This is a genomic window from Herbaspirillum sp. CF444 (assembly GCF_000282135.1).
GTDB lineage: Bacteria > Pseudomonadota > Gammaproteobacteria > Burkholderiales > Burkholderiaceae_D > Herbaspirillum.
On sequence record NZ_AKJW01000026.1, the window covers coordinates 20,195 to 32,405 of the forward strand.

Genomic DNA, 12,211 nt, shown 5'->3' on the forward strand with positions numbered 1-12,211 from the left:
TTTGAAAACCCGAGCAGCGATACTTCTATTCGCCATCCGGCGCCAACAAGTTTGCTCCGGAAACGGATCGCTTTCGCATGATAAAGTTGGCAAAGGGAAATGCACGCTTTCATGGCATCCCATGCCGATCATCGGTCCGTTTAATCATTCCAGAGGTCCCTTCCTTGTCGAATCAACAAGAACCCCGGCGCCAATCCAATCAAGTTGCCGGCATCCTCGGCACGGCGACTGTCCTGGCCCTGTTGTATTTCGGCCGCGACGTCCTGATCCCGATCACGCTCGCCATCATCCTGAGCCTGCTGATCACGCCCTTCATCCATCGCCTGCGTCAGATCGGCCTGGGGCAAACGCTGTCGGTGGGCGTCGCCGTCGTGACGCTGGCGCTGTCGCTGGCGGCGGTCGGGCTGGTCATCGGCACGCAGGTGGTGCGCATCGGCGCCAGCCTGCCGCAATATGCCGACACCATCCGCAGCAAGATTTCGGTGCTCGATCAGTTGACGCTGGGAAAACTGGGCGAGCTCAACGGCCAGGCCGGACGCTGGATCGAGCATCTCTCCGACGACAAGGACGCCGGCAGCACGACGCCGCCGCGCAACACCACGCTGCGCGGCAACAACACGGGCCCCATCCCCGTCGAAATCCATGCGCCGCCGCAAAAACCGCTGCAGCTGCTCACGCGCATCGTGTCATCGGTGTGGGCGCCGCTGGAAACCGCCGGCATCGTCTTCGTGGTCCTGATCTTCGTCCTGCTGGAACACGAAGCCCTGCGCGACCGCTTCATCCGCCTGGCCGGCGGCAACGACCTGCGCGCCACGACCATTGCCGTCAACGATGCCGGCGAGCGTCTGTCGCGTTTTTTCGTGTCGCAATTCGCCGTCAACATCGGCGTCGGCGTGCTGGTGTGGACAGGCCTGAGCATCCTCGGCCTTTCGCAGGCCTTGCTGTGGGGAGCGATGGCCGCGATCCTGCGCTTCATCCCTTATGTCGGCGTGTGGATCGCCGCCTTCTGCGCGACCTTGCTGGCGGCGGCGATTTCGCCGGGCTGGTCGCTGGCCGTCATGACGCTGCTGCTGTTCCTGGTCATCGAAGTCGTGTTTGCGCAACTGGTCGAACCCAAGCTGTACGGCCACACCACCGGCCTGTCGCCGTTGTCGGTGGTGATCGCTGCGATCTTCTGGAGCTGGATCTGGGGGCCGGTCGGGCTGGTGCTGTCGACGCCGCTGACCTTGTGCCTGGTGGTGGCGGGCAGATATTTCCGCGCGCTCAACATGTTTGAAATCCTGCTCGGCGAGATTCCCGCGCTCACCTTGCCGCAAAACTTTTATCAGCGCGCCCTCTCCGGCGACACGCAGGAAATCATCGCCAGCGCACGTCAGATCTTGAAGCGCAAATCCTTCGCAGCCTATTGCGACTCGGTGCTGGTGCCGGCGCTGCATCTGGCGCGCGCGGATCTGGATGCCAACGCGATCAGCAAGAGCGAACAACTGAAAGTCGGCAGCGCCATCGCCTCCGTCATCGAAGCGCTCGGCGAAAATCCGAAATGGTGGCGGCAATACAGCCGCATCTCCATGCTGGAAGACGTCAACATCGGCCGCCAGCTACGCCGTCGCCGCGAAGCCGTCATCGGCGGCACGCAAGGTTCCTTCGACGTCCCGGCCGGCACCATCGTGCTGGGTATCGGCGCCGGCTCCGGCGGTGACGAACTGGCGGCGGAAATCCTGGTGCGCATCCTGCGCAAGCAAAACGTCGACGGCCGCCACGTCACGCTTGGCGAAATGGGCGAGGCGCCGCCGCCCGACGTCAAACCCGGCATCGTGGCGATGTTCTGCCTGGTCAGCATCGAGCCGGCCAAGGAGCAGGCGCAGATCGAATCGGCGCTGATCCAGATGCAGCAACGTCTGCCTCACGTCAAACAACTGGTGCTGCAAATCGCCAGTCCGTTCGAGCAATTGCAGTTGCAGGACAACGCCATGGCAGGTGCACATGAGGTCGTGTATTCGTTTGAGGAAGCGGTGCAGAGTTGCCTGCGCACTTTGCATGTTTACGATAAACCCGGCGGCAAAACCTGAGTCTTCCATTGTTGCGACAAAACTGACCATTCGCTGACAAAAAAGCGAAGCGTAAATTTTGAATATCGCTGCCAGCCTTTTCTGATGTGATTTCCTTTAAATCACAAAAGCAAGCAACTCATTCCGAAATTCGTCAAAGCAAGGCCCACGGCGGCTTTCCGCCGCCCTGCAAAGTACTGAAAAATGCCGTACCGCAAACAGAAAGTGGGGATTGTTACTATAATTGCGCTGCAATTTTAATAACAATCCTTCCACCAAAAGTATGAGGAGAATTTCTATGCGGCTCTTACTCCTGTTGCCGTTCATTGGTCTATTGTGGGTCCCGTTTTACAACGACGAATTGCCCGCGCTGTTTGGCTTTCCGTTTTTCTACTGGTATCAGTTCATGTGGGTTCCCCTCACCGCGCTGATCATCTGGATCGTCTACAAAGACGGCCTTAAAAAGGGAGTCGAATGATGAATTCCTCTTCCATCAACTGGACGGCGCTCGGCGTCTTCATCTTTTTCTTCGCACTGGTCACCGTGATGGGCTTCTGGGCCTCGCGCTGGCAAAGCGGCGGCAAAGCCAACAAGGGGGCACACCTCGACGAATGGGGCCTGGGCGGCCGCAACTTCGGCACCTGGATTACCTGGTTCCTGGTCGGCGGCGACTTCTATACCGCCTATACCGTGATCGCGGTGCCGGCGCTGGTGTATGCGGTCGGCGCTTACGGCTTCTTCGCGCTGCCGTACACCATCCTGGTCTACCCGATCGTGTTCCTGATCATGCCCAAGCTGTGGCACGCCGCGCAAAAGGCCGGCCATGTGACCGCTGCCGACGTTGTCTTCGGCCGCTACAAGTCGCGCAAGCTGGAGCTCGCCATCGCCCTGACCGGCGTCGTTGCCACCATGCCCTACATCGCGCTGCAACTGATCGGCATGGAAGTCGTCATCAAGGCGCTCGGCGTCACCGGCGAACTGCCGCTGCTGGCGGCCTTCGTGATCCTGGCGCTGTACACTTACTCGGCCGGCCTGCGCGCGCCTGCGCTGATCGCTTTCGTCAAGGACCTGATGATCTACATCGTGGTGCTGGTGGCGGTGGTGCTGGTGCCGATGAAGCTCGGCGGCTACGGCGTGGTGTTCGCGTCGGCGCATGATGCGTTCGCAGCCAAGGGCGGCATGACCGGCCTGACGCTCAAGCCCGCGCAGTTCCTGCCGTTTGCGACGCTGGCGCTGGGTTCGGCGATGGCGGCCTTCATGTATCCGCATACCCTGACCGGCATCTTCGCGGCCAAGAGCGCCGACACGATCCGCAAGAACGCGGTCTTCCTGCCGGCCTATACCGTGCTGCTGGGCCTGATCGCGCTGCTGGGCTACATGGCCTATGCGGCGGGCGTCAAGGTGGAAGCCAACAACGACATCGTTCCTGCACTGTTCAACGCCATGTTCCCAAGCTGGTTCAGCGGTTTTGCGTTTGCGGCGATCGCCATCGGCGCGCTGGTGCCGGCGGCGGTGATGTCGATCGGTGCGGCCAATCTGTTCACGCGCAACTTCTGGAAGCCGTACGTCAACCCGAACGTGTCGGCAGAAGGCGAAGCCAAGGTCGCCAAGATCGTGTCGCTGGTGGTCAAGTTCGGCGCGCTGGTGTTCATCCTGTTCCTGCCGACCAAGTTCGCGCTTGATCTGCAGTTGCTGGGCGGCGTGTGGATCCTGCAAACCTTCCCGGCACTGGTGTTCGGCCTGTTCATCGGCTGGTTCGGCGCGAATGCGCTGCTGAGCGGCTGGGCGGTCGGCATCATCGGCGGCAGCTGGCTGGCGTATGCGGACGGCATCAAGCCGGTGCATACCTTCCACATCGGCGCAGATTCGTACACCATGTACACCGGTCTGATCGCTCTTGCGATCAACATCGTTGTCGCCGTCGTCGTGCAGTTGGTGTTCGGCAAGGGCGGCACCAAGGCGCCGGCATTGAAGCACTGATGCGGCAGCCTTGCCCGCGACAAGAAAAGCCACGTTCCTGCGAACGTGGCTTTTTTATTTGTAGCGCAGACCGATTCAGCGATTCACGATCTTCGCCGGAATGAAGCTCAGCACCAGCACCGCCGACAAGGCCAGCATCGCCGCCACGAAGAACAAGCCCGACGATACCGAATGCGTCTGCGTCTTCAGCCAGCCGATCACCGAGGGACTGACGAAGCCCGCCAGATTGCCGGTGCAATTGATCAGCGCAATCCCCGCCGCGGCGCCCGCGCCGCCAAGGAAAGCCGTCGGCAAGGCCCAGAACATCGCCACCGCCGTCACCACGCCCATGGCGCCCAGGCTCAGGCCGAAGATGGCCGGTGTGATCTGGTTCTCGCTCATGGCGCAGATGCAGAAACCGCCGGCGGCGACCAGCACCGGCACGATGACGTGCCAGCGGCGCTCACGGAAATGATCGGCGCTGCGGCTGGCCAGCAACATGGAAATCAGCGCCGCCGTGTAAGGAATCATCGCCAGCAAACCGATGTGGAAAGGATCGGCGATGCCCGCGCTGCGGATGATGCTCGGCAGCCAGAAGCCGATCGCATACGAACCCATGATCACGCCGAACAGGATCAGGCACAGCAGCCACACGCGCGGCGACAGCATGACGCTCTTGACCGAGCTGTGCGTGCGGACCTGGGCGTCCTGGTCGATCTCGTTCTTGATGAGATTTTTTTCTTCGGCGCTGAGCCATTTGACGTCGGCCACGCGGTCGTCGAGATAGCAGTAAATCACGATGCTCAGGATCACCGCCGGAATCGCTTCCAGGATGAACAGCCACTGCCAGCCCGACATGCCCATGGTGCCGCCGAAGGCGTACATGATGTAACCCGACAGCGGTGCGCCGACGATGCCCGACACCGGATTGCCGGCCATGAACATCGCCGTCATGCGACCGCGCCGATGCGACGGAAACCAGTAGGTCAGATACAGGATCACCCCGGGGAAGAATCCCGCCTCCGCCACGCCGAGCAAAAAGCGGATCACATAAAACATCATCGGCGAATCGACCCAGGCCGTCGCTGCCGACAGCACGCCCCAGGTAATCATGATGCGCGCGATCCAGCGCCGTGCGCCGAGCTTGTGCAGCAACAGATTGCTCGGCACTTCAAACAGGAAATAGCCGAGGAAGAACAAGCCCGCGCCGAGACCGTACACGGCGTCGCTGAATTGCAGGTCGTTGAGCATCTGCAGCTTGGCGAAACCGATGTTGACGCGGTCGAGGTAAGCCACGACGTAGCTGACGAACAGCAGCGGGATGAAGCGCCAGGCGGCGCGTTTGAATACGGCGTTGGCGGCGTCTTGCGACGCCGCAGGTGCATTGAGTGTCGCGCGCGCGGCCGAAGCCGGCGTGGTATTGGGTTGCATGATGTCTCCTGTTGTCTTGTCGGCGACGGTGGCTCCGCACGTTGTACGCCGGCCTCGCCGCACTTTTTTATATTCTGTAGTGATGTTCTGTGATGTTCTGTATATGTCGCTGCCTTGATTCAATGTGCCGCAGCTTCCTCCACCTGTCCGCGATAGAGCCGGAAGCCGAGCGCATCAAGTTGCCGCAGCAGGGTCTCGCGCTGGATCCGGTCCAGCTCCACCAGCGGCGCGCGCAGCTTGTTCCAGGCCGGGTCATTGAGACCGGACGCCATCGCTGCCTTCATCGCCGCGATGATCGGAAACTGGCCGAAGGTCGCACGCACCTGGTTCAACGCCGCCTGCCTGGCGTCGGCATCATCCTGCCGCCAGTCGCGCAGCAAACCTGCAATGCCGCCCGGATTGACGTTGGCCGTGGCGGAAATCATGCCGGCGCCGCCATGACGCATGGTGTCGACCAGACAGGTTTCGCTGCCGGCAAAGACATCGAAACCGTCCTTGCCGAATTCCTTGAGCATGGCCACCGTATTCTGCCAGTCGCCGGAACTGTCCTTGACGCCTGCCACCACGCCGGGGAAGGCCTTCAACAGGCGTTCAATCAATGACAGGCTGATGCCGACCTGCGTCACCGGCGGGATGTGATACAGGTAGACGCGCAGGCGCGCATCGCCGACGGCATCGATCATGCCCGCAAACGACCGGAACAAACCTTCTTCGCTCACGCCTTTGTAAAAAAACGGCGGCAACATCAGCACGCCGCCGCAACCGGCAACCATCGCATGGCGCGCCAGCTCGACGGTGTCGTCGAGATTGCAGGCGCCGACGCCGGGCATCATGCGCGCGGCCGGCATGCCTGCGGCGAGGACGGCGTCGAGCAAGGCGCGCTTTTCTTTCACGCTCATCGAGGTCGCTTCGGAATTGGTGCCGAAGATCGCCAGGCCGACGTCGTGATTGAGCAAGGTACGGCAATGTTCGATGAAGCGCGGTACCGATGGCGCGCCGTCCGCCTCGAAAGGCGTCAGCACCGGCGACAGCACGCCGCGCAGTTTGGGGATAAGTGAAGTGGACATGAGCTTGGTCTCCTGATGTATCGCTGATGACCGCCAGTATTGCGCGATCAGGGCAGGAGAATAGTTATGCTCTGCTTGCGTCAATCAATAGAATTTTTATCTTTCCGATCGGCAAGCAGTTGAGGTCTATCTGACCTCTTTCCATTTCTTGACCAGTTCAAGGAAAGAACTCACCAGCCGCGTACGCGCCGAAGTGCGTGTCCAGATCATGCCGACGATGCGCTTGGATGAGCGATGCGGCAAGGGCCAGCGCTTGAGCGCCAGATTGTTGCCGCGCGCCGCCAGCCAGGCCGGCACCAGCGACACGCCGATGCCGCGATCGACCAGCGCCGCAATCGAATCGAGACCGTCGAGTTCGCAGCGCTGGCGCGTGCGGATGCCGTACTGGCGCAGATAGGCATCGGCGAACTGGCCGCCAACGGTGCCGCGATCGTAGCGCAGGAAAGGCTCGCTCTCCAGCGTCGCATGCACGTCGGTGACTTTCATCGAGGCCGGCGTGAGCAAGACCAGCGGTTCTTCGCGCATGGTGTGCCAGCCGCAACTCTTGGGCAGCTCGAACAGCGGCTGGATCAGCAGCGCCGCATCGAGATCGCCATCGACCACTTTGCGAAACAGCGTGGCGGAAGTACCTGGTTCCAGGTAAGTGTCCACTTGCGGATGCCGGCTCAGGAACTGCGACACCAGATCCGGCAACACCGCCAGCATCATGGTCGGCGCACCGCCGAGACGCAGTTGCCCGGACAAGTCCGAACTGTCGTTGAGGTCGTCGCGCAGATCGCGAATGTCGCGTAAAACCTTGCGGCCGCGTTCGAGGATGCGCGCACCCGCCTCGGTCGGCGCCACCGTGCGGCCGGAGCGGCGGATCAGGCTCATGCCCATTTCCTCTTCCAGCATCTTTACGCGCTGCGCCACGGCGGCAGGCGTGAGGTCGAGCCGGCGCGCCGCCTCGGCGATGGAGCCGAGTTCGGCCACGTGGATGAAGCTTTGCAAAAACCGTGAATCCATGATGTCTCCTCCCTGCGGGCGATGATCGCATCTCGCCCATTCAATAGAATAATTATCTTTTCAAGATATCGGAACGTACTGTTTTCATCGATTGGCGTCAATCAGAATGTGCCCGACGCTGCACCGGATCTACATCACTACATGTGACGTGCAGCGCACTCATTCATCGACCAATCAGGAGGAAACACAACATGCCCATCATCCAATCCATCTCGGTCTGCTTCGCCGAAGTGCCGCTCGACCGCGTCACCTCGTTCGCCACGCGCACGGTGTCGTCGCGCCATTACGGCCTGGTCAAGGTGCGTTCGACCGACGGCGTCGAAGGCATCGGCTTTTGCTACGTCGGCAGCACCGGCGGCGCGATCCTGACGGCGGCAGTCGAACAGTTGCTGGCGCCGGTGCTGATCGGCAAGGACTCTTACGCAGTCGAGGGCCTGTGGCAGGCGATGTACCAGGAAGCTCTGCTGCAAGGCCGCGCCGGCACCGTCATGCGCGCGCTCAGCATCCTCGATACGGCGCTGTGGGACCTCAATGCGCGCACCCACAAGCTGCCGCTGCACAAGTATCTGGGCGCGGTGCATCTCGATGAAGTGCCGGCCTACGCCAGCGGCGGCTACTATCTCGACGGCAAGACGCCGCAGATGCTGGGCGATGAAATGGCCAGCTACGTCGACAAGGGTTTCAAGGCGGTGAAAATGAAATCCGGCCGCCTCTCGCCCAAGGAAGAAGAAGCCCGCGTGCGCGCCGCGCGCGAGGCCATCGGCCCGGACATCGAATTGATGCTGGACATCAACAACGGCTGGGGCGACGTCACCGAAGCCTTGCAACACGTGAACCGCATCGAGCAATACGATCCCTACTTCATCGAAGAACCGTTCTCGCCCGACGACATCGACAGTCACGCCAAACTCGCCAAGCTGACACGCGTGCCCATCGCCACCGGCGAAATCGGTTACGGCCGCTGGTATCACAAGGAGTTGCTGGACAAGGACGGCGCCGCGATCCTGCAAACCGACGCCGTGGTCTGCGGCGGCATCACCGAATGGCGGCGCATCGCCGCGACGGCGGCGAGCTACGGCAAGATCATGTGCCCGCATTGGTTCCATGACGTGCATGCACCGCTGGTGGCTGCCACGCCGAATGCGCGCTACGTGGAGTTCTTCTGGGACGATCAGGTGCTGAACTTCCGCCGCCTGATCGACCGCCAACTGGAGCATCGCAACGGCAACGTGATCCTGCATCAGACGCCGGGGCTGGGTTTCAACTTCGACGAGGCGCAGGTGGCGAAGTACGGTAAGTGGATAACGATCAATCAGTAAACGCATTAAAAAATGGCAGGACCGGATCACCGGTGCCTGCCATTCTCAATTACTGCTTACGTCCTCAAGATCTCATGCCATCAGAACTTGTGGCGCAAGCCCAGACGCACCACGTTCTGCGAGCTGTCGTCGGCAGGCGACGACGAGTACGCTGCGTTCACCACACCCGGATTGATGGTGTCGCTGGCGCGCTGGTTGGTGTACAGCGCATAAACGTCGGTGCGCTTGGACAGGTAGTAATCCACGCCGACGTTCAGCTGCGTGGTCGAGACCTTGGTCTTGCCGGTGGTCACGCGGTTGATGTTGGCGCGGTCATAGATCACGCTGCCCAGCAAGTGGAAGTTGCCGGTGAGTGCATAATCCACGCCGACGTCGAAGATGTTGGCTTTGGTCGCGGTCGTGATCTGCACCAGGCCTGTCGATGCCACGGCTGCCGCTGCCGGCTGCTTGGATTGCGACCATGCCGCGTACAACTTGGCCGGACCGGCCTGATAGCTGGTGCCGATGGTGAAGGTCTTCAGATTGGTGTCGCCTGCGCGGGCCGGTAATGCGTCCGCCGCCAGCTTGCTTTGGTAATAGGCGGCGCCGATGCCGAACGGACCATTGGCATAGTTGCCGGCAAAGCCGAACGCCTGACCTGCCGAGGTCTTGCCCGCCACTTCGCCGAAGCCGTAGAACAGGCTGCCGGTGAAGCCGCTCAGGTTGGCCGTGTCGTAACGCACCGAGTTGTCGGTACGCGCGCCGCCTGCGGTGCGATCGAGGTTGTTGAAGTGGCCGCCCTTGACGCCGTTGCCGCCGAAGGTCTGCACCGAAGTGTACTTGGAGCCGATGTCTTCAAGGTAATCGGTTTGACGACCGATGGTCACGGTACCGAAGGCGCCGCTCAGGCCCACGACCGATTTACGATCGAACAGCACGTTGGCGGTGCCGAGGCCGCCGTTGTCGGCGTTGAAGCCGTTTTCCAGATTGAAAATGGCGGTCAGACCGCCGCCCAGATCTTCCGCGCCTTTGAAGCCGATGCGCGAAGTTGCCAGATCGCCGGAATCGATGCTGAAGCGGCTGCCGTTGTTGGCGCCGACCTTGCTGGTGTAGGTCAGGCTGGTGTCGATGACGCCGTAGACGGTGACGCTGCTTTGGGCGTGGGCGGTGATCGAGGCGGTCGTGGCGGCCAAGGCAGCCAGAGTCGCCAGGGCGAATACGTTTTTCTTCATGAAATCCCCTGAATTGGATGTGGATAGGTAGGTATATGTTCGATTTCTTTTTTTTCGTTCGGATGAACGCCTGCGGTATCGTGTGGTGACGACCCGTCAATGGAAGGTGCTGCAGCGGGATTGTAGGTGTGCAGCCCTGGATCGAACATGGGCCGGATTATATTTTCGTCATATCCAAGGAGGTATAGCGGATAACCCTTACTGATGCATTCTTACAACAAACCAACTGGCATGTTTTAACTTGATCTGCCTGTGAGCAGCATAAAAAAAGCCGCTCTGATGAGCGGCTTCGGATTGCCTGCCGACAGAAGAAAGTCTAGTCGAAGCTCAACTGCACCTTCATCATCTTCGAACGGTCGCCGGCAATCTCAAACGCTTCCACCGATTTCTCGAACGGATACGTCGCCGAAATCAGCGGCTTCACGTCGACCAGCTTCTTGTTCATCAATTCCACCGCCAGCGCGAACTCTTCGTGGAAACGGAAGGCGCCGCGCCATTCCAGCTCTTTGCCGACCAGCAAGTTGGCCGGGAAGTTGATGTCCCCGCCCAGGCCGACCTGCACGATCACCGCGCCGGGACGCAGTGTGTCGAGCGCGCCGCGCAAGGCTTGCTCGTTGCCGCTGACTTCGAACAGCACGTCGAAGCTGCCCTTCTCCTGCGTAAAAACCTTGAGCGCCTCGGCATCCTGCGCAACGTTGATGGCCTGGTCGGCGCCAACTTTGAGCGCGCTTTCCAGAGGCATCTTCGCAACGTCGGTAACGACGATCTGCAAAGCGCCTGCGTGGCGCGCCGCGATCACGGTCAAGGCGCCGATCGGACCGCAGCCGGTGACCAAAACGCGCTTGCCGAACAAAGGACCGGCGCGACGCACGGCATGCAGCGCGACCGATAGCGGCTCGGCCATGGCGGCTTCGCCGTCGGTGACGTGATCCGCGACGACGTGCGCCTGTGCGCGCTCAATGACGATCTCCTGGCGGAAAGCGCCCTGCACGTGCGGCATGCGCATCGCGCTGCCGTAGAAACGCATGTCGAGGCAATGATTGTGTTTGCCTTCCTGGCAGTATTTGCACAGGCCGCAAGGATTGCTCGGGCTGATGGAAATGCGCGTGCCCGGCTTGATGTCGCCGATGGCGGAGCCGGTTTCGGCGATCACGCCGGAGACTTCATGGCCGAGCACCATCGGCTCCTTGATGCGCACGGTGCCGAAGCCGCCGTTGTGATAGTAGTGCAGGTCCGAACCGCAGATGCCGCCGGCTTTGACTTTGACCTTGAGCTGATGCGGTTGCAGTGCAGCGGTTTCCAGTTCCTGTACGCGCAAATCGTGCGGCGCGTGGATGACGATGCCTTGTTGCATGGTGTTTGTCCTTGTCTTTTCGAATTGCTTAGAGTGTTGCCGTCACGCCGCCATCGACGTAGAGGATGTGGCCGTTGACGAACTTCGATGCGTCGCTGGAGAGGAATACGGCTGCACCGACCAGGTCTTCGACGTCGCCCCAGCGTCGCGACGGCGTGCGGCCGATCAGCCACTCGGAGAATTTTTCATCGGCCACCAGCGCCATGTTCATCTCGGTCTTGAAGTAGCCGGGACCGAGACCGTTGACTTGCAGGCCGTACTTGCCCCAGTCGATCGCCATGCCCTTGGTGAACATTTTCACCGCGCCTTTGGTGGCGGTGTACGGCGCGATATTGGGACGGCCAAGTTCGCTCTGCACCGAGCAGACATTGATGATCTTGCCGCGGCCGCGTTTGATCATGCCTTGTGCGACCGCCTTGGCGGTGAAAAAGACGCTGTTGAGGTTGGTGCTGATCAGGTCGTTCCAGTCGGATTCCTTGAAATCTTCCAGCGGCGCGCGGCGTTGAATGCCGGCGTTGTTGAACAGGATCTCGATCGGGCCGATCTCGGCTTCGATCTTCGCCACTGCCGCTTCCACCGACGCCGACGAGGTCGCGTCGAAAGAAGACTCGTGGATGGTATAGCCCTCTTCGCGCAGCTTCGCGGCAACGCCGGCCAGCTTGGCGGCATCGCGACCGTTGAGCACGATGGACGCGCCCGCCGCCGCCAGACCGCGCGCCAGCGCCAGGCCGATGCCGCCGCTGGAGCCGGTGATCAATGCCAGTTTGCCGGTCAGCGAAAAACTCTGCAGACCTGCGGGTAGTGTTGCACTCATTCT

General features: G+C 61.1%; 10 protein-coding genes. 4 read left to right on the forward strand and 6 right to left on the reverse strand.

What is annotated here, in order from left to right; translation table 11 throughout:
• The first annotated feature begins 164 nt into the window (after positions 1-164).
• From PMI16_RS06745 to mctP, 3 genes are all read left to right on the forward strand, one after another.
• Positions 165-2,069: an AI-2E family transporter gene (locus PMI16_RS06745; protein WP_007877738.1), complete on the forward strand. Its 1,905-nt coding sequence runs from the start codon at positions 165-167 to the stop codon at positions 2,067-2,069.
• A gap of 277 nt (positions 2,070-2,346) precedes the next feature.
• Positions 2,347-2,526, forward strand: a complete 180-nt coding sequence (locus PMI16_RS06750; protein ID WP_007877740.1) for a DUF3311 domain-containing protein — start codon at positions 2,347-2,349, stop codon at positions 2,524-2,526.
• A complete protein-coding gene (gene mctP, locus PMI16_RS06755) occupies positions 2,526-4,028 on the forward strand; it encodes a monocarboxylate uptake permease MctP (RefSeq protein ID WP_007877741.1) in 1,503 nt (500 codons plus the stop codon). The genes PMI16_RS06750 and mctP overlap by 1 nt, the downstream gene beginning before the upstream one ends.
• Positions 4,029-4,103: 75 nt before the next feature.
• Here the strand turns inward: mctP and PMI16_RS06760 are convergent, their stop codons facing one another.
• The 3 genes from PMI16_RS06760 to PMI16_RS06770 all read right to left on the reverse strand — a co-directional run bounded on the left by PMI16_RS06760 (position 4,104) and on the right by PMI16_RS06770 (position 7,510).
• Positions 4,104-5,438, reverse strand: a complete 1,335-nt coding sequence (locus tag PMI16_RS06760) for an MFS transporter (RefSeq protein ID WP_007877742.1) — start codon at positions 5,436-5,438, stop codon at positions 4,104-4,106.
• 119 nt (positions 5,439-5,557) lie between these two features.
• Positions 5,558-6,505, reverse strand: a complete 948-nt coding sequence (locus tag PMI16_RS06765) for a dihydrodipicolinate synthase family protein (RefSeq protein WP_007877743.1) — start codon at positions 6,503-6,505, stop codon at positions 5,558-5,560.
• Between the two features lie 126 nt (positions 6,506-6,631).
• The gene (locus tag PMI16_RS06770; protein WP_007877744.1) at positions 6,632-7,510 is read right to left on the reverse strand and encodes a LysR family transcriptional regulator; all 879 of its coding nucleotides are present in this window, start codon (positions 7,508-7,510) and stop codon (positions 6,632-6,634) included.
• Positions 7,511-7,701: 191 nt separating this feature from the next.
• Here PMI16_RS06770 and PMI16_RS06775 point away from each other — a divergent pair, with 191 nt between their 5' ends.
• Positions 7,702-8,829: a mandelate racemase/muconate lactonizing enzyme family protein gene (locus PMI16_RS06775; RefSeq protein ID WP_007877745.1), complete on the forward strand. Its 1,128-nt coding sequence runs from the start codon at positions 7,702-7,704 to the stop codon at positions 8,827-8,829.
• 80 nt (positions 8,830-8,909) lie between these two features.
• On the opposite strand, the gene PMI16_RS06780 is transcribed toward PMI16_RS06775, so the two are convergent.
• The 3 genes from PMI16_RS06780 to PMI16_RS06790 form a co-directional block, all read right to left on the reverse strand.
• Complete coding sequence (locus tag PMI16_RS06780) at positions 8,910-10,040, reverse strand: porin (RefSeq protein WP_007877746.1); 1,131 nt, start codon at positions 10,038-10,040, stop codon at positions 8,910-8,912.
• Positions 10,041-10,356: 316 nt separating this feature from the next.
• A complete protein-coding gene (locus PMI16_RS06785) occupies positions 10,357-11,394 on the reverse strand; it encodes an L-idonate 5-dehydrogenase (RefSeq protein ID WP_007877748.1) in 1,038 nt (345 codons plus the stop codon).
• Positions 11,395-11,422: 28 nt separating this feature from the next.
• Positions 11,423-12,208, reverse strand: coding sequence for an SDR family NAD(P)-dependent oxidoreductase (locus PMI16_RS06790; protein WP_007877754.1), 786 nt, complete (start codon positions 12,206-12,208; stop codon positions 11,423-11,425).
• Positions 12,209-12,211: the final 3 nt, after the last annotated feature.